The organism is Calothrix anomala FACHB-343, from assembly GCF_014696435.1.
In the GTDB taxonomy this organism is placed as follows: domain Bacteria; phylum Cyanobacteriota; class Cyanobacteriia; order Cyanobacteriales; family Nostocaceae; genus Aulosira; species Aulosira anomala_A.
Genome location: NZ_JACJQG010000022.1, coordinates 61,882 through 87,897, shown reverse-complemented (window position 1 = coordinate 87,897; position 26,016 = coordinate 61,882). Strand labels below are relative to the sequence as shown.

Annotated in this window: 24 protein-coding genes; 6 read left to right on the top strand and 18 right to left on the bottom strand. The window is 41.2% G+C overall.

Annotated elements, in window-relative coordinates:
• Nucleotides 1–81: 81 nt before the first annotated feature.
• A complete protein-coding gene (locus tag H6G08_RS14655) occupies nt 82–2,469 on the top strand; it encodes an NACHT domain-containing protein (protein ID WP_190543696.1) in 2,388 nt (795 codons plus the stop codon).
• 147 nt (nt 2,470–2,616) lie between these two features.
• Complete coding sequence (locus H6G08_RS38185; RefSeq protein ID WP_277877830.1) at nt 2,617–2,748, top strand: hypothetical protein; 132 nt, start codon at nt 2,617–2,619, stop codon at nt 2,746–2,748.
• Between the two features lie 117 nt (nt 2,749–2,865).
• Here the strand turns inward: H6G08_RS38185 and H6G08_RS14650 are convergent, their stop codons facing one another.
• From H6G08_RS14650 to ureC, 4 genes are all read right to left on the bottom strand, one after another.
• Entirely contained in the window at nt 2,866–3,321 is a 456-nt protein-coding gene (locus H6G08_RS14650) for an HNH endonuclease (protein WP_190543693.1), read from the bottom strand.
• Nucleotides 3,240–3,563, bottom strand: a complete 324-nt coding sequence (locus H6G08_RS14645) for a hypothetical protein (protein ID WP_313941855.1) — start codon at nt 3,561–3,563, stop codon at nt 3,240–3,242. Before H6G08_RS14645 ends, H6G08_RS14650 begins: the two co-directional genes overlap by 82 nt.
• Before the next feature lie 105 nt (nt 3,564–3,668).
• A complete protein-coding gene (locus H6G08_RS14640; protein ID WP_190543690.1) occupies nt 3,669–4,622 on the bottom strand; it encodes an RpnC/YadD family protein in 954 nt (317 codons plus the stop codon).
• A gap of 3 nt (nt 4,623–4,625) precedes the next feature.
• Nucleotides 4,626–6,341 (bottom strand): urease subunit alpha, encoded by a 1,716-nt coding sequence (gene ureC, locus H6G08_RS14635; RefSeq protein ID WP_190543687.1) that lies wholly within the window; start codon nt 6,339–6,341, stop codon nt 4,626–4,628.
• Between the two features lie 79 nt (nt 6,342–6,420).
• Between ureC and H6G08_RS14630 the strand changes: the two genes are divergently transcribed.
• Nucleotides 6,421–6,798 carry a GxxExxY protein gene (locus tag H6G08_RS14630; protein ID WP_190543685.1) on the top strand — a complete coding sequence of 126 codons (378 nt, stop codon included), beginning with the start codon at nt 6,421–6,423 and terminating at the stop codon, nt 6,796–6,798.
• A 63-nt stretch (nt 6,799–6,861) separates the two neighbouring features.
• Here the strand turns inward: H6G08_RS14630 and H6G08_RS14625 are convergent, their stop codons facing one another.
• Genes H6G08_RS14625 through H6G08_RS14615 form a run of 3 tightly spaced genes read right to left on the bottom strand, consistent with a single transcriptional unit; the run spans nt 6,862 to nt 8,385 of the window.
• Entirely contained in the window at nt 6,862–7,167 is a 306-nt protein-coding gene (locus tag H6G08_RS14625) for an urease subunit beta (RefSeq protein ID WP_190543682.1), read from the bottom strand.
• A gap of 18 nt (nt 7,168–7,185) precedes the next feature.
• On the bottom strand, nt 7,186–7,488 hold the full coding sequence (ureA, locus tag H6G08_RS14620) for an urease subunit gamma (protein ID WP_190543679.1): 303 nt from the start codon (nt 7,486–7,488) through the stop codon (nt 7,186–7,188).
• 39 nt (nt 7,489–7,527) lie between these two features.
• Nucleotides 7,528–8,385, bottom strand: a complete 858-nt coding sequence (locus tag H6G08_RS14615; RefSeq protein WP_190543677.1) for an urease accessory protein UreD — start codon at nt 8,383–8,385, stop codon at nt 7,528–7,530.
• Nucleotides 8,386–8,464: 79 nt separating this feature from the next.
• Between H6G08_RS14615 and H6G08_RS14610 the strand changes: the two genes are divergently transcribed.
• Nucleotides 8,465–8,788, top strand: coding sequence for a hypothetical protein (locus H6G08_RS14610; RefSeq protein ID WP_190543674.1), 324 nt, complete (start codon nt 8,465–8,467; stop codon nt 8,786–8,788).
• Nucleotides 8,789–8,911: 123 nt separating this feature from the next.
• Here the strand turns inward: H6G08_RS14610 and H6G08_RS14605 are convergent, their stop codons facing one another.
• The 3 genes from H6G08_RS14605 to groES form a co-directional block, all read right to left on the bottom strand.
• Nucleotides 8,912–9,724 carry a DUF4351 domain-containing protein gene (locus H6G08_RS14605; protein ID WP_190543670.1) on the bottom strand — a complete coding sequence of 271 codons (813 nt, stop codon included), beginning with the start codon at nt 9,722–9,724 and terminating at the stop codon, nt 8,912–8,914.
• 313 nt (nt 9,725–10,037) lie between these two features.
• Complete coding sequence (groL, locus tag H6G08_RS14600) at nt 10,038–11,675, bottom strand: chaperonin GroEL (protein WP_190543667.1); 1,638 nt, start codon at nt 11,673–11,675, stop codon at nt 10,038–10,040.
• A gap of 110 nt (nt 11,676–11,785) precedes the next feature.
• Nucleotides 11,786–12,097, bottom strand: a complete 312-nt coding sequence (gene groES / locus H6G08_RS14595) for a co-chaperone GroES (protein WP_096644939.1) — start codon at nt 12,095–12,097, stop codon at nt 11,786–11,788.
• A 442-nt stretch (nt 12,098–12,539) separates the two neighbouring features.
• Between groES and H6G08_RS14590 the strand changes: the two genes are divergently transcribed.
• Both H6G08_RS14590 and H6G08_RS14585 read left to right on the top strand, forming a co-directional pair.
• The gene (locus tag H6G08_RS14590; protein ID WP_242046159.1) at nt 12,540–12,998 is read left to right on the top strand and encodes a ferredoxin; all 459 of its coding nucleotides are present in this window, start codon (nt 12,540–12,542) and stop codon (nt 12,996–12,998) included.
• 348 nt (nt 12,999–13,346) lie between these two features.
• Nucleotides 13,347–14,024, top strand: a complete 678-nt coding sequence (locus H6G08_RS14585; RefSeq protein WP_010997804.1) for a response regulator transcription factor — start codon at nt 13,347–13,349, stop codon at nt 14,022–14,024.
• Nucleotides 14,025–14,593: 569 nt separating this feature from the next.
• Here the strand turns inward: H6G08_RS14585 and H6G08_RS14580 are convergent.
• The 8 genes from H6G08_RS14580 to asnS form a co-directional block, all read right to left on the bottom strand.
• Nucleotides 14,594–15,922, bottom strand: coding sequence for a sensor histidine kinase (locus H6G08_RS14580; RefSeq protein WP_190543666.1), 1,329 nt, complete (start codon nt 15,920–15,922; stop codon nt 14,594–14,596).
• Between the two features lie 235 nt (nt 15,923–16,157).
• Nucleotides 16,158–17,156 (bottom strand): chemotaxis response regulator protein-glutamate methylesterase, encoded by a 999-nt coding sequence (locus H6G08_RS14575; RefSeq protein ID WP_190543663.1) that lies wholly within the window; start codon nt 17,154–17,156, stop codon nt 16,158–16,160.
• Between the two features lie 2 nt (nt 17,157–17,158).
• Nucleotides 17,159–19,429, bottom strand: a complete 2,271-nt coding sequence (locus H6G08_RS14570; protein ID WP_190543660.1) for a hybrid sensor histidine kinase/response regulator — start codon at nt 19,427–19,429, stop codon at nt 17,159–17,161.
• 485 nt (nt 19,430–19,914) lie between these two features.
• Nucleotides 19,915–20,613: a chemotaxis protein CheW gene (locus H6G08_RS14565; RefSeq protein WP_190543657.1), complete on the bottom strand. Its 699-nt coding sequence runs from the start codon at nt 20,611–20,613 to the stop codon at nt 19,915–19,917.
• Entirely contained in the window at nt 20,613–22,295 is a 1,683-nt protein-coding gene (locus tag H6G08_RS14560; protein ID WP_190543654.1) for a methyl-accepting chemotaxis protein, read from the bottom strand. The genes H6G08_RS14565 and H6G08_RS14560 overlap by 1 nt, the downstream gene beginning before the upstream one ends.
• Before the next feature lie 339 nt (nt 22,296–22,634).
• Complete coding sequence (locus tag H6G08_RS14555) at nt 22,635–23,828, bottom strand: CheR family methyltransferase (protein WP_190543651.1); 1,194 nt, start codon at nt 23,826–23,828, stop codon at nt 22,635–22,637.
• Entirely contained in the window at nt 23,825–24,319 is a 495-nt protein-coding gene (locus H6G08_RS14550) for a chemotaxis protein CheW (protein ID WP_190543647.1), read from the bottom strand. Before H6G08_RS14550 ends, H6G08_RS14555 begins: the two co-directional genes overlap by 4 nt.
• Nucleotides 24,320–24,444: 125 nt before the next feature.
• A complete protein-coding gene (gene asnS, locus H6G08_RS14545; protein WP_190543643.1) occupies nt 24,445–25,836 on the bottom strand; it encodes an asparagine--tRNA ligase in 1,392 nt (463 codons plus the stop codon).
• Nucleotides 25,837–26,016 lie beyond the last annotated feature (180 nt).

Genomic DNA, 26,016 nt, shown 5'->3' with positions numbered 1-26,016 from the left:
CTGGGTGTGTGAGTTATGTACGCGGTAAGTATAACTTTTGTTTTAAGTCGTTAAAATGGGTAAAAAGTTGTTCATCAAAATATGGTCAAGCGATCGCTTCAGGCTTCTCATCAAGGTATTCAGTCTGCAAAGTTAGCTTTAATCGACAAATTTGGAACACAGCAAAAGCTAGCGGACGCTTTATCCGTTACCCGTCAACCAGTCAATAAATTTTTTAACCGTAAGCCTGTTGATAGCAGCTTATTTGTTGAAATATGCAAAAAATTGGGGCTGGAGTGGCAAGAAATTCAAGAAAATCGACAATCTGAAGTAAAACAAACTTCAGAGCAAGACTCTGATATTGATGCTCTAGTTCAAGAAATCCGCGAACAGGTTAAATCCAGCATTAAAGAAAAGTGTGGAACCATGCGGGTGCTAGATATGCCCCAACCAATAGAGTTAACAGGTGAACGGGGTATCTATACCAACGTCAACATTCTGGAGAAAATCACCGGACGTAGGCGATTAGATATCTCTGAACTGTTGCAAAATTCTGAGCCAGATAACTTTGAGCGGTTTGGACTTAACAGAGTTAAAGAGAAGCGAATACCTGGTATAGAAGCAGTACAGCGTCATTACAAACTGATGGTATTCGGTAAACCGGGCGCAGGAAAGACTACATTTTTGAAGTATCTGGCTATGCAATGTATTGAGGGGCAGTATTTGACAAATCGAGTTCCCTTATTTATCACCCTAAAGGATTTTGCAGAAACGCCCAAACAACCAGATTTATTGGAATATATTGCCCAAAAATTGACAGTTTGTGGAGTACAGGATGCTAGCGTTAAAGCAAACAAGCTTTTGAGACAGGGTAAGCTATTGGTTTTATTGGATGGTTTGGATGAAGTTCGAGCGGAAGATACAAAACGTGTCTTACTGCAAATTAGAGATATTTCTGATCAATTTCATAGCAATCAGTTTGTCATTACTTGTCGGATAGCTGCCAATGAATACACCTTTGAAAGTTTTACAGAGGTGGAAGTAGCAGATTTTGATAAAGAACAGATTACCATCTTTGCTGAAAAGTGGTTCCGACTAACTGATCTAAACGAAGCAAAACGATTCATCAATAAATTGGCAGAGAACAAGGGAATTCAAGAACTGGCAACTAGCCCATTACTGCTAACTTTGCTGTGTCTGGTGTTTGCAGAGAAAAAAGATTTTCCTAAAAAGCGTTCTAAACTTTATCAAGAGGGCTTGAGAATTTTACTAAAAAAATGGGATGCAAAAATTTTCAATGAACGAGATCATGTTTATAAAAATCTCTCAATGCAGTGTAAGGAAGACTTACTCAGTCAAATTGCTTTGGCTACATTTGAACAGCAGAACTATTTTTTCAAGCAAGAAACAGTAGAGGTATACATTACTGAGTTTTTCCGCAAACTATATCATCCTGACCTAGACACAAAAATATTAAGACTGGACAGTGAAGCAGTTTTAAAATCGCTTGAAGCACAACATGGGCTGTTAGTAGAAAGAGCAAAGAGGATTTACTCTTTTTCTCACCTGACATTTCATGAGTATTTTTCAGCCAGAAAAATTGTTGCTAATTCTGCCTGGGAAAAAATAGTTGATTATCTTACGGAAAAACGCTGGCAAGAAGTAATTTTTATAACTACTGAAATGATGCGTAATGCTGATGATTTGCTACTCTTGATCAAGCAAAAAGTTGATAGTTTATTAGCGCTTGATGATAATTTACAGGAGTTTTTAGTATGGGTAGATGAAAAAACAAGGTCAGTTAATACACCTTACAAATCTGTTGCAGTTCGAGCTTTCTACACTTCAGAGTTAATAGATTATATTCATTTTCTTGACGGCGCTCTGAGTTGGGAACTTGCTGGTTACTATGAACCTGCTATCGATCCTGATTATGAGAGGGGTTATGATGAATGGCTACAACAACAATTACAAGAAATAGAAGCTTTTAGATTTGGGGATGATGACTCCAGCTACAATCCCACGCAGTGTACTAGCCAAATAGATAGAACTCCCTTTAACTGGGATCTTGCAATTGATTTTGATCTTGAGCAGATTCTGTCTCAAAATTTAAAATTTATTAATTATGACGGACTTTCTACTCAACTTGAACATGCTATTTCCCACGCTCTTGATTTCCAGTTACAGCAAAAATTGCAAATTTTACATATCAAATTGTCAACTTCTGTAACTAATAATTGGGAGGATTGGTTGCAGGAAAATAGTCAAGTCTGGATTGAACAACTCAGAGATATTATGATAGAGCATCGTAATATTGGACACGATTGGCAATTCAACTCTTCTCAGAAGCAAATGTTGCAGCAGTACTATGACGCTAATAAGTTGCTAGTCAATTGTATGAATAAATATTCTAATATTAGCTGCAAAATTAGGCAAGAAATCGAAGATAGTTTGCTTTTACCAGTGACGAGATTAAAACATAAAAATTAGAGATTTGTTAGATTAGATAGATTTTTATTATTACCAAGATAGGTATATATTTTGTTCAGAATAAATTGGGCGGTCACTCTCTGATCACAAAACAGGCGATCGCTCATTCTCCAGAAGGCAGATTATCTAATAGTTGCTGAAATTCTGATGTGGAAGGAATTGCGTAGACGCAAAGCGGCTTGTCGTTCGCGCAGCGTCTCGAAGAGAAGACATCGCATTCTCAGCACAAAACAGGCGATCGCTCATTCTCCAGCAGTGAGATTATCTAAGAGTTGCTGAAATTCGGCTGTGAAAGGAATTGCGTAGACGCAAAGCGGCTTGTCGTTCGCGCAGCGTCTCGAAGAGAAGACATCGCACTCTCATCACAAAACAGGCGATCGCTTGTTTAAGCTTAAATTAATTACCACTTTCTTGGCGTGGATCTTCCCGAGGAGGATGCCAACCTACTTGCACCCAAAGCCGACGAGATTTTTGAATGAACCCGTTACTATGACGTTGATCGTTCATATCAAGTCGATTACAGGTAGCTCTACCTGTTGGGGTTATTCCTACGATGTTTGTTCCATTTACAGACCAGATAAAATGTTCTGACCACTGTTGTGTACGAGGATTAAATAGAGGTATTTCCTTTTGAGTTTGCGGGTCAATTCCTGATGTAAAATTATAGCGACGTTCATTGCAACGACGGCAACATAAAGCTAGATTTTCCAGTTCATCTGAGCCACCTAAAGACTGTGGAATGAGATGATCGACAGTGAAGCGGTCAGTATTTACAAATTCTGGGGAGTGGCAATATTCGCAGAGGTATTTTGCTCTGTCAGCGATGATTTCTCGGATGGATTGGGGAACCATTTTGATTCAGCAGCTAAAACAGAATTAGCGTAGGTAAAAATCTGCGCTAAATCAGATATACCATCTAATTCCGCTTTTTCTTCTACTGTGATTAATCCAGATTTGCTCCGTTCTAATAGTTCATCTGAACGTGCTTGCAGTTCATCGGTAAACTTAAAAAAATTAAGATTATTAACTTTTTCTAGTTTGATTCCTGTTCCCAACCAATATGAAGGTTCAATCATCAATTTCGGAGTCATCATAAATTGAACATGGAATGCTGCACTTTGATTTTAGCTTTTAAAAAGTGCTAATGCTGACGCTCTCAAGAAAAGCGATCGCTCTCTCAGCACAAAATAGGCGATCGCTCATTCTCCAGTAGTAAGATTATCTAAGAGTTGCTGAAATTCAAATGTCGAAGGAATTGCGATCGCTCTTTTATGAAGTGTCTTTAATACCGATGGTTCTTCTATCCCATTGATAGCTTCCACAATAACACTTGGCACTTCTCCAAAGCGAGTTTCTAGAACTTCAATCACGCTTTCTCTAGCAGTCTCAATAATCCCTTCTTCTTTTGCTAACCTTTCAATACTCGTTACGTACCGCATTCTATTTGTCTCCTCGTAATTTCTCACTTCAGTTTTGAAACTACTTGTCAATTCTTTTGGTAAAACCATCACCCAGTCGATAAACCGGAAGATTTCTTGAATATCTCCCCGGCTGTATCCCTTTTCAAAAAGTCGTCTAACTAGGCTTAGTTTCCACTGTAGCCGACTTTCTGGGTTTCGTTGCGTCGCTTTGGTTTTGAGATGTGCCATCACTATTATCCCAAAGGGATTGGTGGTTTGCTCTAGGGTTTCCCAAGCTTGTTCATAGTCCAATAACTTCGCGACGGGAAACTCTAAGCTGACACGACATCCCGCCAGTTCATAGCTGTAGCTGCAGGGTCGCCAATTTGCTTGTTCATCGGCTAATACCGCCAAGCTGATGACTCGCTGTTTATGGCGGTCAAACAAGCGGTAATTGTAGGTGTACATCCGTTCAGCAAATTGGCTGTCATATTGTCCTTGGACTTCTACGTGAACTAATACCCAAGCTTCTTCTCCATCAAGTAACCAAACTTTGGCGACTTTATCAACGAAACGCCGCCCAATTTCCGCATCAGGTTCTAGCTGTTGCAGTTCTGTGTCCAGAAATTCATAGGGTCGCGTCCAGTCGATCGCGTCGTAAGCTAGGGTAAAAAAGAATTCCAGAAACCGGGGAAAATATAACTCTATGATTTCTTTCCAAGGACTATCGTAATCGGTAGATTGCTCGGTCATGGATTAAAACAAAAAGTATCTTTGCGCCATTGGTAAAACTGTCGCAGGTTCACAAATCAACAATTCGCCATCAGCCCTAACTTCATAGGTTTCGGGATCTACTTTAATATGAGGTAGCGCATCATTTAGCTTCAAATCTCGCTTAGTTATTTGGCGTGTCCCGGAAACTGCTACGGCTGATTTTTTTAAACCTAACTGGCTGGGAATCTCCCTTTCTAACGCCGCTTGGGAAACAAAAGTTAATGATGTGGCGTGACGCGCCCCAGCAAAACTACCAAACATCGGTCGCATGTGTACTGGTTGCGGTGTGGGAATGCTGGCGTTAGCGTCGCCCATTTGCGACCATGCAATCATTCCGCCTTTAATGACTATCTCTGGCTTCACCCCAAAAAATGCCGGTCGCCACAAACACAAATCTGCAAGTTTACCCTCTTCCACTGACCCGACATACTGGGCTATTCCGTGGGTAATTGCTGGGTTAATGGTGTACTTGGCAACATATCTTTTCGCTCGAAAATTATCTGCCCGTTGCTCATCTCCTTGCGGGTTAAGGATTCCCCGTTGCACCTTCATTTTATGAGATGTCTGCCAGGTGCGAATTATTACTTCGCCTACACGCCCCATCGCTTGGGAGTCGGAAGAAATCATGCTAAACGCGCCTAAATCGTGCAAAATATCTTCGGCGGCGATGGTTTCCCGACGAATGCGGGATTCAGCAAAAGCGACATCTTCCGCGATCGCAGGATCGAGATGATGACATACCATCAACATATCCAGGTGTTCGTCTAAGGTGTTGAGGGTGTAAGGGCGTGTGGGGTTGGTGGAAGATGGGAGAACATTCACCTCGCCACAAACTTTGATAATATCTGGTGCGTGTCCGCCACCTGCGCCTTCGGTGTGGTAGGTGTGGATAGCACGATTTTTGAAAGCGGCGATGGTATCTTCAACAAATCCGGCTTCGTTGAGGGTGTCGGTGTGAATTGCCACTTGTACATCATACTCATCGGCGACGCTGAGGCAAGTGTCAATGGTTGCGGGTGTGGTTCCCCAGTCTTCATGCAGCTTTAACCCCATTGCACCGGCTTGTACTTGTTCCACAAGTCCTTGGGGTTGACTGGCGTTACCTTTCCCTAAAAATCCCAAATTCACGGGAAACGCATCAGCAGCTTGCAACATCCGGTACATATTCCAAGGGCCTGGGGTGCAGGTGGTGGCGTTTGTCCCTGTAGCGGGGCCTGTACCACCGCCAATCATCGTGGTAATTCCGGAGGCGATCGCAACTTCTATTTGCTGTGGACAAATAAAATGAATATGGCTATCGATACCGCCAGCCGTGAGAATCATCCCTTCCCCAGCTAAGGCTTCAGTTCCAGGGCCAATAATAATATCGACATTATTTTGAATATAAGGATTTCCCGCTTTACCAATTTTAAATATCTTCCCGTCTTTAATGCCAATATCGGCTTTAACTACGCCCCACCAATCAAGAATTAAAGCATTTGTAATCACTAAATCTACAGCACCATCGGCGTTAGAAATGGGGGATTGTCCCATCCCATCGCGGATGACTTTACCGCCGCCAAATTTCACTTCATCGCCGTAGGTAGTGAAATCTTGTTCTACTTCAATAAATAATTCTGTATCCGCAAGTCGGACGCGATCGCCTACTGTGGGGCCATAGGTTTCTGCGTAGGCGTGGCGAGACATATTGTAAGGCATATTACATTCCTGGTAAGTGAGAGTAGAATTGAGTTTAAACGCAAAGTAGCGCGAAGGTAAGCGCAAAGGTACGCGGAGTATGGATGAGAATGATTTGAGTGGGGCGATAATTGGTTGTGGGATGCGAGTGCATACAGCATTGGGGCCGGGGTTGTTGGAGTCAGCTTATGAGGAGTGTTTGCATTACGAATTAAAGAAGAGAGGATTTAATGTTGGTAAACAAGTTCCCGTACCACTGGAATATGAAAGAGTGCAATTAGATTGTGTATATCGATTAGATTTAATAGTAGAAAATAAAGTAATTATTGAAATTAAATCAGTAGCATCTATTCACCCAATCCACTCCGTACAACTTTTAACTTATCTCAAACTCACTAATTGCAAACTCGGTCTCATTCTCAACTTTAACGTTCTCCACCTCAAAGACGGCATCAAACGTGTCGCTAACAAACTCTAACTCTCTAACTCCGCGTACCTTTGCGTTTCCCTTTGCGCCCCTCTGCGTTAAAAACCTCTTCCTTTAAAGTCCTCCATTAACTCTGCCATTAAATCCATAAACCTGACGCATACCAACCAGCGGTACAAGAGTAATTTCCTTTTCATCCCCTGGTTCAAAACGAACTGCTGTACCTGCGGGAATATCCAGACGCATTCCTCGCGCTTGTTCTCTATCAAAATTTAAGGCTGAGTTAACTTCAAAAAAGTGAAAATGGGAACCAACTTGTATGGGGCGATCGCCTGTATTTCCTACTATTAATTTAATAGTTTCACGCCCAGCATTTAATTCAATTTCTCCATCTGCTGTAATAATTTCCCCAGGAATCATACCTTACTCCTTTGCAAATTAACGAATCGGATTATGCACAGTCACCAACTTTGTCCCATCAGGAAAAGTTGCTTCTACCTGGACTTCATGCACCATTTCCGGCACACCTGACATCACATCATCTCGCGTTAACAAAGTAGTGCCATAACTCATTAATTCCACCACAGTTTGCCCATCTCTTGCACCTTCTAAAATTGCAGCAGAAATATAAGCAACTGCTTCAGGATAATTTAATTTCAAACCTCTATTCTTACGTCTCTCTGCCACTAAAGCAGCAGTAAAAATTAACAACTTATCTTTTTCCTGCGGCGTAAGTTGCATTTCTCCCTCCTCTGTGTTCTCTGCGCCTCTGCGGTTTAATCAAACCTGCCAAACTCTAGGTACACAGCTACCACGACTCAAAAAATTAACCCGTAGCATCTGCCAAACAGACGTAAACCAGTTTCGCACCTCAGATGACGAAGCACCGCGATATCTACATAAAAGTCCATGTTGTAGTCGCGACACCCCCACCTCTCCTGCACCATCCCATAAATTACGGGCTTTTGCCACTATTTCTGAGTCAACTGGATTACCCACCCAGACTAGACTACCGACAATTGGTTGTCCAGCCAAGCCGTGGGGACTGTGAAAAACTTCCTCGCTACCAGGTAAATATTGCCGATCGATCCACAAGGGTACACCTTGCTGCCAAATTTCGGTATGCGATCGCCATTCTCCTTGCAAGAATTTCTCTCCTCTAGCACTGCGCCCTAATCGCGTAATTTCCCAGCCTAGCCAACTGGCTTCGGTTGCTAATTCTACCCGTAAATGTTGCCGATAAATCGCACTGTTAAACAAAATTGTTTCTTGGGGTAACCACTCTAAACAAGCGCCAGCATCGACTTTGATATCGATAGTTTGTCTAGCTTGCTGTCCATTACTGCGGTAGATTTTACTCGCGGCGGCTGTAGTGATTAATGCTTGGGCGTGGGGTTGGAGGTGGAAATTGAGAGAAAGGCGATCGCCTCCCACAACTCCCCCAGCCGTATGTAAAATGACGCTATGACAGACTTTTTCCCCTTCTGGATAAAACGGACGCTGTACCTTTAGCGGTGCTTGCTGGTGGTTGTAAATTAGCTGGGTGGCATTTTTGCGATCGGCGTAGACTAAATTAAGTTTGCCATGCCAACTATCTAAGGTCTTTGCTGTTGCTGGAAAATCAGGCTGTAAATTCACAAATTAACAATTAATTGATAAACACACATGAGAACTTCAAAAAATCAATGTATTTGTTACAACATTAAGGAATAAATCCATGACAATTCGTATTACTCTAGATGAAATTAAGCAAATATTCGAGCTTTTATTTCAACGAATAAAGGATGACAAAATTGAATTTGTAGATGTTGAAACCGATTTTTACTGGCTCATTACAAGTGATGAGTGGAGTTATTTTGATTCTTCTCCCGAAGCAGTAGTAGGCTCTCTAGTAGATGATTGGGATTCATTACAAGAAGTATTAGAAAGCGAACGTATAGTGACTTACTTAGATTACGAGCGTTTTGCTAGTATTCTTAGAGCAATGTCTGAGACGATTGCTCCCTCAAAGAAAAAATCTGTAGAAGAACATAGTGATTAGAATCACACCAATTTTTTAGTAGAATCGCAATTCCTCATAGGTTGGGTGGAGCAAAACAAACCCCAACATTAATATCCTACACTTACGATTCGGTTACATCCTTTTTGTTGACAGTACCTAATTCTACTGTTCTAACCAAGTCTCTAAATCAGTAATTGCAGAAAAATCAAACAACGCTTCCCCCAATTCTTCTAGCTTTTCAATAGATAATCCCCGAATACGTTCAATTAGTGACGTACCTATTTCACCAAAACGCCTATTAAGTTGGCGTAGAATCAAACTTTCTTCACCTTGTTTTTTACCTTGTTGCAAAATATCTTGATAAATTACAGATTCTTTCATAATATCCTCCCGCAATAATTGGCGAATCAAATCTTTTTCAAACCGCAAACCTGCCAAAATCTCTATACAACCAGCTATATTTTGTCGCTGCTCTCTATTAGAAATTGTAGCGACTCGTTCGGCAACTTGTGCTAGCAATCCTTGAGGCGATTCAGTTCTGGTTAATGTTGCTAGAGGTAACAGTGCAGGATTTGCCAAAAATGCTGCTGAATCTTGCTCCCATAGACGAACTACTCGATATTGATGAATTGTTGTGTCATCTCGGTATTCTTCAGTGAAAGCTATTTCGTTAGTAGTTTCCTGTAAAAAGATGATTACTTGGGTTACAGGACATCGATATTGACGCTTCAACCTCACGGAATAATCAAGCATTCGGAAGTTCAGTGGCGGATCGGATATCGTTAATGTTTGAAATTCAATATGTAAAATTTTGTTAGCTGCTTGCAAAAATGTCACAGAATCTGCACGAATTGGTTCTAGTGTCAGTTCAGTTTTTAAGATTTCAATTTGTGGCGCGTCTACTCCCAGTAACCAACGGACAAAATCTCCTGGGTACTGTTCGGCTAAATATTTACAAGCGTTGTCGTAACTCAAGTTATTTGGGTGTTACACGATATTAATTTATTTACCAAAAACCTGGGTCTACAGCCCCGTCCACTTCGGGTGTAGCTCTCAGTGCGCCGCTTAAAGGACGGCTTTTTGATAGAATTGTGGAAACAGGCAGGGCATTGTCTGTCGGGCGAGATAGTGTAAGACGGGCTATGCCTGCAACTGTTGTTTGAAACCAGAATCCCCACGCCTTTAGGCTGGGGAATATGTCAATATAATTCTGCGATTTGATAACACAAAAAAACAGCCGCCTCCGCAAGGGAAGCAGCTGTTTTGACAAATAGGGGGCTAGAAAATATTAGTAATCGAAGTCGCCGCCACCCATACCGCCGCCACCAGCAGGTGCAGCGTCTTTAGGTTCTGGCTTATCAACTACGATGCATTCGGTTGTCAACACCATACCAGCGATGGAAGCTGCGTTTTGCAGTGCAGAACGAGTTACCTTAGCAGGGTCAACGATACCAGCATCAAACAAGTCAACGAATTCGTTGGTAGCAGCGTTGTAGCCGACGTTGAAGTCTTTTTCTTTCACACGTTCAGCAATTACAGCGCCGTTTTGACCTGCGTTTTCAGCAATTCTCTTCAGAGGTGCAGGTAAAGCACGAGCAACAATCAACGCACCGGTTAATTCTTCACCGGAGAGGTTGCTGTTAGCCCATTCTTCCAATTGAGGAGTCAAGTGAGCTAGGGTTGTACCACCACCGGGAACGATACCTTCTTCTACAGCAGCTTTGGTAGCGTTGATAGCGTCTTCTAAGCGCAGCTTCTTATCCTTCATTTCGGTTTCGGTTGCTGCACCGACTTTAACAACTGCGACACCACCAGCCAACTTAGCTAGGCGTTCTTGCAGCTTTTCTTTGTCGTAGGAAGATTCAGTTTCTTCAATTTGACGGCGGATTTGGTCAATCCGAGCCTTAACAGCAGCTTCGTTACCTTCAGCAACAATTGTGGTGTTGTCTTTGGTAATGGTAATGCGGCGAGCTTTACCTAAGCTATCTAGCTTGGTGTTATCCAATTTCAAACCAGCATCTTCGGTGATCAGTTGACCGCCGGTGAGGATAGCGATATCTTCCAGCATAGCTTTGCGGCGATCGCCAAATCCAGGAGCTTTAACAGCAGCAACGTTGAGTACACCACGCAGGCGGTTAACTACCAAAGTTGCTAAAGCTTCTTTTTCAATATCTTCAGCAATAATTACTAAAGGACGACCAGCACGCGCTACTTGCTCAAGTACGGGTACGAGGTCTTGTACCAATGCGATTTTCTTATCGGTTAACAGGAGGAAAGGCTCATCGAAGACAGCTTCCATCCGTTCTGCATCGGTAGCAAAGTAAGGAGAGATATAGCCTTTGTCAAAGCGCATCCCTTCGGTGATTTCCAATTCGGTGGTCATAGATTTCCCTTCTTCTAGGGAAATTACGCCTTCCTTACCTACCTTATCCATTGCTTGGGCAATCATCTGACCGACTTCTTCGTCGTTACCAGCAGAGATTGAACCTACTTGAGCAATAGCTTTGGAATCTTCTACAGGACGAGCGTGTTCGGCAATTTTGTCTACTAAGAAGTTAGTAGCTTTGTCAATACCGCGCTTCAACAAAATAGCATTTGCGCCAGCAGCAACGTTGCGTAAGCCTTCTTTAACGATCGCGTGGGCTAAAACGGTAGCTGTGGTGGTACCATCACCTGCAGCGTCGTTAGTCTTAGAAGCAGCTTGGCGAATTAAAGATACGCCAGTATTTTCAATATGGTCTTCTAATTCAATTTCTTTGGCAATGGTGACACCATCGTTGACGATTTGGGGTGCGCCAAATTTCTTCTCTAGCACGACGTTACGACCTTTAGGGCCAAGGGTAACTGCCACAGCTTCTGCTAGAATGTCCATGCCTCGCTCAAGGGCGCGACGGGCGTTTTCGTTGTAGATAATGCGCTTTGCCATAGGTGTCTAATTGAGGGAGTAAATCAAGTAAATCAAGTTTGTCTGTAAATTTTGGTAATAGATTGCTGGACATTGGGCACGATCGCCATGCCACAGCCTGCAAGACCTAATTAGCTCACAACTGCTAAAATATCTTTTTCAGAAAGCAGGACGTACTCTTCAGTGCCTAGCTTGACATCAGTGCCAGCATACTTAGAGTAGAGAACTTTGTCACCGACTTTGATTTCGAGTTCTTGACGAGAACCGTCATCATTGCGCTTGCCAGGGCCTAAGGCGACTACTTCACCTACTTGGGGCTTTTCCTTAGCGGTATCGGGCAAATATAGACCACCTGCGGTCTTTTCTTCGGAGGCGCTCACTTTCACGAAAACGCGATCGCCTAATGGTTTAACTGTAGAAACGCTTAAAGATATTGCTGCCATATTAATTTCTCCAGAGTTAGCACTCTCAACTCCTGAGTGCTAATTTACCGAAGACCAGCGTACAATGGCAACATTTTTTTGTGTACGGGTTTCCGAACTAGGGGCAGAGGGTATGGGGCAGGGAGCAGGGGGCAGGGGGGCAGGGGGCAGGAGGACAAGGAGAACAAGGGAGCAAGAGTAAATAACAAATCTCTATGCTCCATCACAAATGACAAATGATAAATGACAAAATGACAAATGACTAAATGACAAATTATCCAATGCCCAATGCCCAATGCCCCATACCCACTTATCGATACTCTTCAAACATATACTTAAGTATAAATACTTATTTATTGTAAAACTTCAGGTTCTGTTTCTTAAGTTACGAATATTTTTATATCCACAAATTTATTTGCAAAGCTAGGAAATTGTTATAGAACTGTAATCAGGGAGCCGCTCGATGAGTGACAATACAGTGATCCAGTGCAGCCATAAAATCTCCAAAACCACTCAATTTCTAGACAATAAAGCTTGGCGTAATTGTGTAGAAACTGTAGGACTTGCAAAGATTCAAAGACATATTTCCCTTTGTCCTGAACAGACAGTTAGCCACTGCTGCTCAAAACAAGCTAGTCTGGAATCCGGGGAATACTTAAAAAAGCGATTGCCCAAGCCCAAGCGCTATCAGTCGCTAAACAGTAATCCCACTTGTACCTTTACCTTGAAAACTCAAGTCAATAGCTTGCGGGTTTCTGGTTCTAGACCGATAATGGTGGTTTACCCGGATGATGTCTGGTATCGTCAAGCAACCCTAGAAGCGATTGAGCGGATCGCCCAAACACTTGATAGGCATAATGGTGGTGGAAGAATATGCATTTTTAACCCATCCTTTGCCAGAAACTTCTCTGGTTGCTTGTGAATATCTGAGCAAGGCTTAACATCCGAAGGATTTCGTAATTAAGTAGTAAGCGCTCTGAAGCGGTGGTTGGTTTTGAGCTAGGGTCATCTTCAGCCAATACTGATCTTGTGAATCGGAAGGATTATTATTTAATCAGCATTTTTTCACCCGCCACTTTCAAAGCGATATATAATAACGCATTATAATTACTACTGCTCTACGTATCCTTACTGGACTATCGCCTATAAGTTAGTAGTTTCCTAAACAGTGGTTTTCACTGGTAAAACTTCCGACAAGTACTAGGCAAGTTAAGTGGGAAAGACAACATCTCAAATAATCCACCATAGAGGATAAATATACAAGACCTTGATGGACCGAAGCGCGACAAGTGCCACTGCTATGAAAGAGCCCAGCATGAAAGATCACAAACGACTTCTACTGATTGATGATGACCCTAACCTCATCTTGCTGGTGAAGGATTACTTGGAATTCCGGGGATATGAAGTCATCACCGCCGAAAACGGAAGAGAAGCTCTAGAAATTTTAGAGCATGATGTTCCAGATATGATTATCTGCGACGTGATGATGCCGGAAATGGACGGATACACTTTTGTAGAACAAGTCCGGCAAAATGAACGTACTAGCTGGATTCCCGTTCTATTCCTTTCAGCTAAGGGACAAAGCGCAGACCGAGTGAAAGGTCTCAATAAAGGTGCTGACGTTTATATGGTCAAGCCCTTTGAACCAGAAGAACTCGTAGCGCAAGTAGAATCTTCTCTGAAGCAAACTATCCGTTGGAAAGAACACCAAGCAAAAGGAGGGGAAAATGGTTCCCGTATCCAGGTTCCCTTCGATGTGCAGCTAACTCCCACCGAACTGAAAGTAGTACAGTTTGTGGCTAGGGGTTTAGCTAACCGCGAAATTGCTGAAGAATTAAATGTTAGTCAGCGTACCGTTGAAAGCCATGTGTCCAATATGTTGGGCAAAACCAATCTCCATAACCGCACTGAACTAGCGCGGTGGGCGATTGAAAATCAAATGGCGTAAATAGCTATCAGCATTCAGCTGTCAGCTTTTAACTGTATACTTGACTGCTGATAGCTGATAGTTTATTTCGATATCCTTCTGCTCACAAGATGAATTAGTGACAAAATCTCAACCCAATTCGTACAATTTTGGCATCTAATTCCTAGACCGATAATTTATGAATTGTGAAGCTGAAGATTAAATTTCCTAATTGCTACTTCATAATTCATAATTCACAATTGAGTCCTGGCTCCCTGATTCTGGCAACTCTACCATATTTGATGAATTACAAATGCGGCATCTTCGCCCGCGATCGCAATTTAGGAGAGAAAACTGGTAGTTTGCTTGTGGACTGTTATTGGTATTTTTCTGGCTCACAAAGTAGCCACTCTCTTTGCTTTCATTAATTCACAGCCTTTGGCTCAGGGCAAGCTTGATGGATAATGTAAATTTGCCTGATTTTGGCTGAGATGATGATTGAGAGATATGACTATTATCAATAGATAGCACTCGCTTGTTTCTATCTGAATTAAGGTCAGCATCGCCTCATGAGATTGCACCATGAATTGAAGCAAGCGGGTGTTTATTTACTATGCTAGGGCTATGGGAATTTCAATGACAAATTCTGTTCCTATACCAGGTTGAGAATGGCCATGAATAGTACCTTTATGTCTTTCGATAATTTGATAGCTAATTGCTAATCCTAGCCCGGTTCCTTGGTTAACTGGTTTAGTTGTAAAAAAGGGATCGAATATTTTGTTTTCTATTTCTGCTGGAATTCCACCACCGTTATCTATGATATAAACTTGGATTGTTTGTTTCTCCGTTACTTCAGTTTTAATTATAATTTGCTTCTGTATTTGGCTTTCTGGCTTATCTAATAAGGCATCAATAGCATTACTCAGAATATTCATAAATACCTGGTTAAGTTGTGCTGGATAACATTCAACTAAGGGTAAATTGCCATATTCTTTAATAATTTGAATTTCTTGCTTCAGGCGATGATTTAAAAGTAATAACGTACTTTCAAGTCCTTCATGAATATTCACAGCTTTTTTTTCAGCTTGATCGAGGCGGGAAAAGTTGCGCATGGAAAGAACAATTTCGCGAATTCGTTCGGTACCAAGCTGCATTGATGAAAGGATTTTTGGTAAATCTTCGATAACAAATTCCAGATTGATATCGCCAATTTTCTCTTGAACAAGATTAAATAATTCAGGATTTTCTTGTTGGTAACATTCCATCACATCTAATAAACATTGAATATGACTATGGAGATGGGTGAAATTACCATGAATAAAATTAATGGGATTATTGATTTCATGTGCCAAACCTGCAACCATTTTCCCCAAACCGGACATTTTTTCTGTTTGAATTAATTGCACTTGGGTAGTTTGCAACTCTTTTACAGTTTTCTCTAATTGACGGGCTTGTAATTGTGCCGTGGCGGTGGCTGTAATTAATGCTTTGAGGTTGTTGTAAGCACGAGAATGATACCTGATTCTGGCAATTAACTCAACAGCATCAGGTAACTTAATTAAATAGTCATTGGCACCTGCAGCAAAGGCTTCTGCTTTGAGTCTAGGTTCTTCTTTACTGGAGAGCATAATGATAGGAATGTCACGAGTTGCTGGATGAGAACGCAGCCAACGTAGCAACATTAATCCATCCATATCTGGCATCACCATATCCAAGAGAATCACCGTTGGTTCAATGGCGATCGCATTTTGCATAGCTTGGGTAGAGTCATCGATATAGTAAACAGATATATCTGCTTCGTTAGCGAGAAGGCGATGGATGGCTTCACCAATAATTATTTGGTCATCAATCAGCAGAACTTTGACTAAATTTGTTTTCAACTCAAACTCAGATATCCCATTGGGCACGGATACTTGCATACTAAAGGTAGGTAATAACATACCAGTCTTTTGGGGTTATTTAAAAAGTAATAAATTTCCGGTCTAAATAATAAATTTGTCTGATAACTACGATTAATAATAGCTTGGTTTCACCAAAAAAACTTCATTAGTTTCCGCATTATCAAAACGTGGAAGATTTAAAAAATCGATTTTTTGGCAAATAAAAATCAGTGTTTGCCGCACTTAAAGAAACTTAATGAGTGAATTTACTTGCGTTAAAAAGAATATTTAATAGTTAGATAAGTAAGAACTTGGTACAAGCTGAAGCGATCGCTTCTACAGGTAAAATCTGCACGGCTGCATTCAATTCTACTGCAGCTTTAGGCATCCCATAAACAACGCAAGTTTTGCTATCTTGGACAATAGTTTGCCAACCTGCTTCGCGCATGAGTTTTAAACCTTGGGCACCATCTCGCCCCATACCTGTAAGTAACACCCCAATTCCTGTTTCCGGCCAATGATTGGCTAAACTGCGAAACAAGACATCAACTGAAGGATGGTAGAAGCTTTCCGCAGGTTCAGCATCATAATCCAAGCTGAGATCGGAACGCATAATTAAATGACGATTAGTACCAGCCATGAGAATCTTTCCTGGCTGTGGTGTAGAACCTGCGATCGCAATTTGCACAGACATGGGAATTTGCTCGTTCAACCAACTAGCAAATCCAGGTGCAAACTCAGCATCCAAATGTTGCACCACAATCACCGCTGCGGGGAAATTTTGGGGAAATTGGCTGAGAATCTTCACTAAAGCTTGGGGCCCCCCAGTGGAAGCACCAATGGCAATGATTGGCGGTAATGGTTTCTGCCAAAACTGGGATTTTGGCGCTATTCCTGAGACTAATTTCTGCCGGGAAGACTTACCAATTAAACTAGCGATCGCAGCAATTTTCTTCAGTAACCCTGCACTACCCTCAGTCGGCGTATTGATGGCATCTAAAGCACCATAGCCCATTGCTTCAAACACCTTAGCTGCATAGCGATTGACGCTAGCTGTAACTAGCAAAATTGCACAAGGTGATTGATTCATGATGCAGCGCGTGGCTTCTACACCATCCATCGTCGGCATCAGTACATCCATCAAAATTAAATCGGGGGTATCGACTGCACATTTCTGCACAGCTTCCAAACCATCGTAAGCAACCCATGCTAAATCGTACTCTGGTATTTTGCTGAGAATTCGCCGCAATACTTCTACTGCCATGAGCATATCGTTAACGATGGCAATTCTCACAATTAGCTTTCTCCAATCAGGTCAATTACTGCTTTTACTAGTGTGTCATCATGAAAACTACTTTTAGTTAAATAATAGTCTGCACCAACTTCTAAGCCTTGCATTCTGTCTTCTTCTCTATCTTTGTAAGAAACGATAATTACAGGTATTTGTTTTAATTGGGTATGGGTTTTGATTTCCTTGGTGAGTTCAAAACCATTCATCCGCGGCATATCAATATCTGTAATCACTAAATCGTAATCGCCACTGCGGACTGCGTTCCAGCCATCCATACCATTGACTGCAACTTCAACTTTGTAACCATTATTTTCTAGGAGTTTGCGTTCCATTTCCCGGACGGTAATGGAATCATCTACAACTAATACTCGCTTGAAGGTTTTGCTAATAACTTGACGGCTAGACTGATTGACTTGGCTAGCTTGTCCGCTAGAAAAGACTTTAGCAATGGAACGCACTAAATCTTCGACATCAATAATTAACACTGGCGAACCATCATCCATCATAGCGGCGGCGCTAATGTTGGGAACTTTGCCCAGGCGGGGATCTAAAGGTCGAACTACTAAACTATATTCGCCAATAAATCTATCGACAACTAATCCATAATGATTTAGGCGATCGCTGATCGCAATCACTGGTAAAATGTCTGGATTGACTACAGGTGACGGTAATTCTAAAACTTGCCTAGCAGAAATCAATTCCACAACTTGATTATTCATCAGAAAAAACGGGCGATTTTCGGATGTAGCAATTTCTCCACGAGATAACATCAACACCTGTTCAATTCTTGTTAACCCAAAAGCGTAAGGTTCGCCAGCAATTTCTACTACCAAAGTCCGCACGACAGATAAAGTCAGGGGTAACTGCAAGTAAAATGTCATGCCTTTGCTTGGTTTGGAGACAGCGCGCAATGTCCCGCCAACTTCTCGCACAGTGCTGTAAGCAATATCTAATCCCACACCTCGTCCAGAAATTTCTGTGACAATCTGCGTTGTAGAAAATCCTGGTAAAAACAGAAATTCCATTAGCTCAGTTTCGCTTAACTGAGTTGCCATTTCTGCATTTGTTAGTTGCTTTTTGACGATTTCTTGGCGTAAAAACTCTGGATCTATGCCTCTACCATCATCAGCAACGGTAATAAATAACATACCGGCGCGATGGACAACTTCTATGCGAATGCTTCCGAATTCTGGCTTACCCAGCTTTAAACGTTCTTGGGGTGATTCAATCCCATGATCTACAGCATTGCGGAGAATCTGCGTCAGAGGAGCCTCTAAGCGTTCGAGAATGTCCCGGTCTACTAGTGTATACTTACCCGTAATTTCTAACTGGACTTGCTTGCCTAACTGCCGGGATAAATCGCGTACCATACGCGGAAATCCTTGTCCACCCTCAGCAAACGAACACATCCGCGTAGCAATGACTTCCTGATAGAGACGCTGGGCGAGATTACTAGAACGCTGAGAAAATAATTCTATTTCGTTTTGGCGATCGCTAATTATCTTTTTACATTCACTAGCTTTTTGATGTACAGCGAGCAGATTTTCTTTGATTTGCCGATCCAACGAGTAATTGCGCAGTAATTCTTGTAACTGTTCCAGCAGACTCGACAATTCTAGTTGAGTAGCTGTAGCTTTGAGTAAAGAGTTGGCAAATGGTTCTAACCACTTAGTCGCCACTATCGACTCCCCTGCTAAACCCATCAAGCGATTGAGATTATCTGCATTCACTCTTACTCCTCGGTTAAGAGTAATATTTGGCTCCTCTGGAGATTTAGGGACATAAACTGGGGCAATTTCTGGCGCTAGGTTGATTTTTGGCTGTCCTTCTACAATTGGCGTTGTTTCATTGAGATTTACGGCTGTAGCTGTGACAGAAATATTTGTGATCGCTGTCACTAAAGATTGAAGACTAACATCTTCCACTAACTGCAAATTAGGGTTAGCTACAGCAGTTTCCGCCAAATACAGGAGCATATCTACTCCTTTTAGCAATACATCAATCGCATCAGCAGTTAACGTCACTTTTCCTGCTTGCGCTGCAGCAAAGCAGTCTTCCATCACATGGGAGAGAGTAACTGCGGGATCTATGTGTACAATTCTGGCTGCGCCTTTAATACAGTGAGCAGAACGCATCAAAGCTGCGAGTTCTGGTTGAGAATTAAAGTTTTTCTCTAAAGCCAACAGATTGTTATTGAGCAGTACAACCTGAGTTTTGACTTCCATATTAAATAAATCCAGCAAAGAAAGCTGGCTAATATCCGATCCTTCTAACATTTAAATTTTCCACATTTAAAAGACTAAAAATTATCCCTTTCCAGGTGAATAAAAAAATCTTGACTCTCTGCGTTCTCTGCGCCTCTGCGGTTAAAAATATTTTTCACTCTTATTTTGACGTATAAATTACTGACGATTAAATTCAAATTTATTTAAATGTAACCGCCTTAGCGTAGCGTATCGCAGAGAAGATGCCAAAGACACAGAGAGAAGAAATAGAAGAAATTAATGCTAATCCTAAATTGCAGTCTGTTGTAGTACCTTGAGATTAATGAGATTGCTTCTCTTCACTGCGTTCCGGTCGCAATGACAGATACTACCTTTGATTAAAACTTGGTATTAAATGAACTAGATTAATTTATAACTAAAAATATCAATTAGCTGGAAAGTTTCAGGTAGAAAAATAATTAACATTGCACAATTTCATTCTTTTAACCTTTGACTATTGACTATTGACTATTGACCATTGACTATTGACCATTAACTTACTGCACCTTCCTCGCCAAGCTGGTGAATAATAATTCATCATCTAAGTAGGTGACAGTACCACCGTGCCAAGAGAAAATTCCTTGAGCGTAAGCTTGAGTTTGATTTCTCGGCGCATCTCGCAATTCTTGTCGATGCAAGCGATGTATACCATAGAGTTCATCAACAGCAAATACCCAAGTATTACCTGGTTTTTCTACCACTACCATGCGTGAATGTGCTATTGCGCTGACGGTTTGCATGGTGGTATTAACAGCCTCAATATGCAATAAATGATTCAACGTCACGCACAGTAACATCTCGCCACGGATATTGATCAATCCCCGGAGAGTTTGGTTGCCGCGATGGGGTATGGTGTGAATTTGGCTGGGTGAAGCGATTTCTTTGAAGATTTGGGCTGGAAGTGCCAACCATTCCCGTTGTAAACGAAAAATCACTACTTTGAGCGTTTCACTAGCCAACAAAGCAGACGAATTGGGAGAATTTTCTACACTTCTTAATTCTGCTAATAATTGCGTCCATTCATGGCGATAGTTTTCCAGAGTGGGACGTTCTAGCAACTGGCGTCCAGCAGCGGAGTAAACTGGACAATTACGACAATGAGCATAGGTAGGAAGCTGTGAACAGGAGCGATCGCCTGTAACACCAATGATATCCCAGCAGCGCTCTAGATTTGATGATAAATTAACACTATTCATTAGGCTGGCATATCTATTGGGTTTAAATATTGGCTAACAGCAGAAAAATCATCAGTTTTGACTTTAAAACGCGAAATTTCTTGCCGCATACCCTGAGAAACTTGATTGAGTTGGGCGATCGCATTATTGATTTCCCTTAAGGAATCTGCAGTTTGTAAAGAAGTACTGCTAAGTTGTACCATCGCATCGCTAATCTGTTGCGCACCCACCGATTGAGTTTCCATTCCCTTATTTACCAATTCAAAGTGGGGGTTCAAATCTTGTACTTTTGTAATAATCTGCCCAATTTGCGTGCTGATATTACCAACATCTGCCATACTGCGTCCGACTTCCGCCGCAAATTTGTCCATTTCCATCACTCCTGTAGATACTGAAGATTGCATTTGCTTCACCATCTGTTCAATATCTAAAGATGCGATCGCTGTTTGATCTGCGAGTCTACGGATTTCTCTCGCTACTACCGCAAATCCCAAGCCATATTCCCCTGCTTTTTCCGCTTCGATGGCTGCATTCAGCGATAGAAGATTAGTTTGGTCGGCTACTTTGGTAATCGTCAGGACGATATTATTGATATTATTCGCTTTTTCGCTAATTACGCCCAATCTAGCAGCAATACTATTAGTAGCTATTACTAGCTGCTGCATACTACCTTCCATCTTTACCAAGTCTTTTTGACTAACGCTGGCAGCTTGGGTGGTGATTTGTGACATTGTTGCTACTTGTTCCATCGTATTTACCAGTTCTCTGGAAGTCGCAGCAATTTCTTTGGCTGTAGCTGTTACCTGATTTGTTGAGGCTACTTGTTCCGCTAAAGTAGCTTCCAATTGTTTACCAGAAGCGGCTATTTGTGTTGCTGAAGTAGTTACTTGAATCCCCGAACTTTGCACCTGACGAATCAGACTGCTCAATTTCTGAGTCATACTTTTTAGCGTAGCCATTAATTTGCCAATTTCATCGTTAGAAGTAACTTCTACATGACTAGTCAAATCACCAGCAGACACTTTTTCTGCTAAATTAAATGCTGTTTGTAAAGAACGAGCTAAAGCCCGACTAGGAATAAGAATAATTGCTAATGCTACAGCCAAGGTGACGATGAAAATACATAAGAAATTTCCCCAACTCACAAAGCCAGCAAACATTTGAATTTGATTAGCTTGCTTTTGCCTTTCTTCTAAAGTTTGGTCTTCGATGAGGAGCATTTCATCCATTTGCACCCTAATATCATCCATGATAGTTTTGCCTTCATCGGAATTTATTAGAGCTAAAACTTCTTTTTCTTTACCAGAATTTCTGAGTTGAATTGTTTCTTCTAACTCTGCCATTTTTTGGCGAGATAATTCTTCAATTTTGATCAGCTTTTTTACTTGTTCTGGATTGTTAGATAATTTGTTTTTTAATCCGATAAAATTATCTTTGATAACGCTTTTAGCTTGATTGTAAGGCTCTAGATATTGAGGCTTATTAGTGATAATAAATCCTCGTTGTCCCGTTTCAGCATCAATTAAAATTTTCGATATTTCTTTGAGTTCTGTCTTGACAGCATAAGTATGGCTTAACCATTTATTAGATTCTATCAATGATTTATTTGTGGCATTAGCTAAAATGCTCGTAACGCCTGTTAAGGCAACAATGATTGTACATCCGCCGATGACAAACTGATTGATTTTTATGCCTTGTTGCATATAATATGTTTCCGATTCTGTATGGATTGTTGGGTAGAATTGGCGTCCTGATTTTAATTAAAAATTCAAAAATATAAAAGCCGATTTTTTGAATCTGAGATATATTTTTGTTGGCTAATAAATAAAACTAAAAAGTCCTCAGTTTATACAATTCCCAAAAAATCAATGAAATTCACAGTTTTTATAATTAAGAAATTTGAAATTTTATTAAGTAGTTTAAATATATAATAATAATTATTATTAAAATTCTAATTTTGCACTGTAAAAGCGATCGCTAGTTTTTTTTCGATAACGATAAACAAGGGAATCTGGCTAAAAAATACTAGTCTCTTCTAATTCTTAGGCTTCCTTCTGATCTAACCTTTGAATTCTTTGCCAAAGGAGATTAGCACTAGCAACATCTCCTTGATGTTCTTTAAGTAATGCGAGATGTGTTAATGCTTCTTTGTGAGTCGGTTGTAAGTAAATCGCTTTATGAAAATACTGTACAGCTTGCTCGTTATTTCCCATCGCTTGCTGTACCTCACCCATGAGAACATAAGCCTCAACACTCATTTGATTCTCATTGAGGTATTTTCGACATAATTTGACTGCTTCATCCAAGCATCCTCGATCGGCTGCTGCTTGAGCGGTTTCTAACAAGTTTGTCTGCAAGTCGTTGACAATTATTTTGTTTTGCGGAGCAACTGCTAAACTCTCTTTAATCGGCAAATAAATTTTATCTTTCAAGCTTTGCTGCTTGCTCATCTTTTGATAAGTGATAACTGAAGATTTACGCCAGGAATTAAATTTAGTTTGCAGTAATAATCCGGCTTCAGCATGAGCTACAAATAACAAACCATCAATGGTGATTAACCTTTCTAAAACACGAAGAGTTTGCTCTTTAAAGGCTTGGTCAAAGTAAATTAATAAGTTACGGCAAAATATAATATCGTAAGGCGGTTGATCAATTAAAAAATTAGGATCGGCTAAATTACCGTGAATAAAATTCACCATGCTTTTGATTTGTTCTCGCAGGCGATATCCTGACTCAGTTGGCTGAAAATAGCGCCATTGAAAGTCAAGACTATTACCACGAAACGAGTAGCGATCGTAAATTGCTCTTTGAGCCTTAAGTAAACACTGTTTACTAATATCAACAGCATCAATGTGAATTTTTGTTGCAGACAATCCGGCTTCTAACAATGCGATCGCAATCGAATATGGTTCTTCACCCGTAGCACAGGGTACACTCAACACCCGCAACACTCGCTGCGGTTGCTTGAGTAGCCACTGAGATGAGATATATTGCTGCAAAATAGCAAATGTTTCCGGCTCGCGAAAAAACCAAGTTTCTGGGACAATTACAATATCAATGAGTGCTTCCCATTCGGCTGGGGATTGCTGTAAATACTCCAAATAGCTAGATATATGGGTAATTTTACAAGCTGCCATGCGTTGAGCAATAACATTAGCGATCGCACCAGCACCGATTGAGTTTGCATCTAAGCCAATTTTCTCTTTAAGTAAGGCTTCGCCTGCGGAATATGTCATGTGTTTAGCAATGTGCGATCGCTGTTAAAACTTTCTGGTAAAAGATGAATTTCTTCTGAATCTGATAACAAGCCTTCAAGACGTAGGCATTGAATCATCCCTTGTTCGTCTACGATCATCTTACCCAAGTAAGGCGCTGTACCTATCTGAATATTAATATCAACTAAATCCAAATCGGATTTATGTAAGGTTTCTACAACCCTTTCTGCCATCAAACCGAGAATATAGGAATTGTGCGATTTTAAGCTACAATCACCGCGATAATTAACCAGAATAATTCGCGTACTTAAATAATCACGGCTGCGTTTCCCATGCAGTAATTGACACAAATCAATTACAGGTACAATCTGTCCGCGATAATTAAAAACCCCTGCAAAATAATCGGGTTTATGGGGAAGGGTTTTGAGGTTAACAAGCGGCACTATTTCTACTATTTGTTCGCTTGCCAAAGCGTAACGTTCATTCTCAACACAGAAGAGCAACATTAACATTAATTTTCCTCAAGCATAATGTCAGTTACCTTCCCCATTACCGAAAAAAGGCAGAAGGACAAAAATACTACTTCTGCCCTCTGCCTCCGTACTTCTGCCTTCTTACTGGCTAATATCTGAATTAGTTAAAACTCAGCATTTTGCGGGGTACGGGGGAAGGGTATTACATCCCTAATATTTCCCATTCCCGTCATGAATTGCACAAGTCTTTCAAAACCTAAGCCAAAACCTGCATGGGGAACTGTACCATAACGCCGTAAATCGAGATACCACCACAAATCTTCTGGCTTCATTCCTTGCGCTATAACGCGGCGTTCTAGCACATCTAAACGTTCTTCCCGTTGAGATCCGCCAATGATTTCACCAATTTTCGGCGCGAGAATATCCATTGCCCGCACGGTTTTTTCATCATCGCTGAGACGCATATAAAAAGCTTTAATTTGCGCTGGGTAATCGGTAACAATCACAGGCTTTTTAAACAATTGTTCGGCTAAATAGCGTTCGTGTTCCGATTGTAAATCCAAGCCCCAACTCACAGGATAATCAAACTTCACATCGGCTTTTTCTAACAGCTTGATGGCATCTGTGTAAGTCAGGCGTTCAAATTGATTATTAATAATATTTTCTGCTGTTGCTAACACAGAATTATCAATTCGTTGATTGAAAAATTCCATATCTTCTGGGCATTTTGCTAAGACATATTCAAATATATATTTGAGAAACGCCTCAGCTAAATCCATATCGCCTTCTAAATCGCAAAAAGCCATTTCTGGCTCAACCATCCAAAATTCAGCTAAGTGACGGGAAGTATTAGAATTTTCCGCGCGGAAGGTGGGGCCAAAGGTGTAGACGTTACCAAACGCCATCGCCATAACTTCGGCTTCTAACTGTCCGCTAACGGTTAAATAGGTGGGTTTACCAAAAAAGTCTTGGCTGTAATCTATGGCTTGGTTTTCTGTGCGGGGAATATTTTTTAAATCCAAGCTGGTGACGTTAAAAAGTTCACCTGCGCCTTCGCAATCGCTAGCGGTGATAATGGGCGTATGTACCCACAAAAAGCCTCTTTCTTGGAAAAATTGGTGAATTGCGGCGGAACAAGCGTTACGAACGCGGAAAACTGCACCAAAGGAATTAGTACGCGATCGCAAATGTCCAATAGTACGCAAAAATTCAAAGGAGTGGCGTTTCTTTTGCAGTGGGTATGTTTCGGGATCAGCTTCCCCGTAAAGTTTCAGCTTCTCGGCTTTGAGTTCAATTCGCTGTCCTTTACCTTGAGAAGCGACTAAAACCCCAGCGACTTCTATCGCTGCACCTGTATTTAAATTTTTGATAGTAGTTTCGTATTCTGGTACATCCTCGTTAATCACAACTTGTAAATTAGCTAAGGATGAACCATCGTTAATTTCAATAAAAGCAAATCCCTTCAACTCGCGTTTTGTCCTCACCCAGCCTTGAACTAAGAGGGACTCATCAGGTTTACCACTACGTAATATTTCTGCAATGCGTCGGTTCAGCATCTTATACAACTTATTTTTAGCAACGTCAAGAATACGGATATTAGAGAATCTTAACAATTATCCCCAGTGAAAATCCAAAATTTCCCATAGGTTCAAGGGAGACAAGGAGGACAAGGGGGACAAGGAAGAAAATGGATTATTGACCATTGACCATTGACCATTGACTATTGACCATTGACC

Excerpts from the sequence above, each read along its gene's own strand:
- H6G08_RS14570 (WP_190543660.1), bottom strand. The coding sequence starts at position 19,429 with ATGTTAGAAGGATCGGATATTAGCCAGCTTTCTTTGCTGGATTTATTT.
- H6G08_RS14645 (WP_313941855.1), bottom strand. The coding sequence starts at position 3,563 with ATGATGACTCCGAAATTGATGATTGAACCTTCATATTGGTTGGGAACA.
- H6G08_RS14560 (WP_190543654.1), bottom strand. The coding sequence starts at position 22,295 with ATGCAACAAGGCATAAAAATCAATCAGTTTGTCATCGGCGGATGTACA.
- H6G08_RS14650 (WP_190543693.1), bottom strand. The coding sequence starts at position 3,321 with ATGGTTCCCCAATCCATCCGAGAAATCATCGCTGACAGAGCAAAATAC.
- H6G08_RS14610 (WP_190543674.1), top strand. The coding sequence starts at position 8,465 with ATGACAATTCGTATTACTCTAGATGAAATTAAGCAAATATTCGAGCTT.
- H6G08_RS14625 (WP_190543682.1), bottom strand. The coding sequence starts at position 7,167 with ATGATTCCTGGGGAAATTATTACAGCAGATGGAGAAATTGAATTAAAT.
- asnS (WP_190543643.1), bottom strand. The coding sequence starts at position 25,836 with ATGCTGAACCGACGCATTGCAGAAATATTACGTAGTGGTAAACCTGAT.
- ureA (WP_190543679.1), bottom strand. The coding sequence starts at position 7,488 with ATGCAACTTACGCCGCAGGAAAAAGATAAGTTGTTAATTTTTACTGCT.
- H6G08_RS14550 (WP_190543647.1), bottom strand. The coding sequence starts at position 24,319 with ATGTTAATGTTGCTCTTCTGTGTTGAGAATGAACGTTACGCTTTGGCA.
- H6G08_RS14630 (WP_190543685.1), top strand. The coding sequence starts at position 6,421 with ATGGATGAGAATGATTTGAGTGGGGCGATAATTGGTTGTGGGATGCGA.
- groL (WP_190543667.1), bottom strand. The coding sequence starts at position 11,675 with ATGGCAAAGCGCATTATCTACAACGAAAACGCCCGTCGCGCCCTTGAG.
- ureC (WP_190543687.1), bottom strand. The coding sequence starts at position 6,341 with ATGCCTTACAATATGTCTCGCCACGCCTACGCAGAAACCTATGGCCCC.
- H6G08_RS14555 (WP_190543651.1), bottom strand. The coding sequence starts at position 23,828 with ATGACATATTCCGCAGGCGAAGCCTTACTTAAAGAGAAAATTGGCTTA.
- H6G08_RS14590 (WP_242046159.1), top strand. The coding sequence starts at position 12,540 with ATGAGTGACAATACAGTGATCCAGTGCAGCCATAAAATCTCCAAAACC.
- groES (WP_096644939.1), bottom strand. The coding sequence starts at position 12,097 with ATGGCAGCAATATCTTTAAGCGTTTCTACAGTTAAACCATTAGGCGAT.
- H6G08_RS14655 (WP_190543696.1), top strand. The coding sequence starts at position 82 with ATGGTCAAGCGATCGCTTCAGGCTTCTCATCAAGGTATTCAGTCTGCA.
- H6G08_RS14585 (WP_010997804.1), top strand. The coding sequence starts at position 13,347 with ATGGACCGAAGCGCGACAAGTGCCACTGCTATGAAAGAGCCCAGCATG.
- H6G08_RS14565 (WP_190543657.1), bottom strand. The coding sequence starts at position 20,613 with ATGAATAGTGTTAATTTATCATCAAATCTAGAGCGCTGCTGGGATATC.
- H6G08_RS14640 (WP_190543690.1), bottom strand. The coding sequence starts at position 4,622 with ATGACCGAGCAATCTACCGATTACGATAGTCCTTGGAAAGAAATCATA.
- H6G08_RS38185 (WP_277877830.1), top strand. The coding sequence starts at position 2,617 with ATGTGGAAGGAATTGCGTAGACGCAAAGCGGCTTGTCGTTCGCGCAGC.
- H6G08_RS14580 (WP_190543666.1), bottom strand. The coding sequence starts at position 15,922 with ATGTTATTACCTACCTTTAGTATGCAAGTATCCGTGCCCAATGGGATA.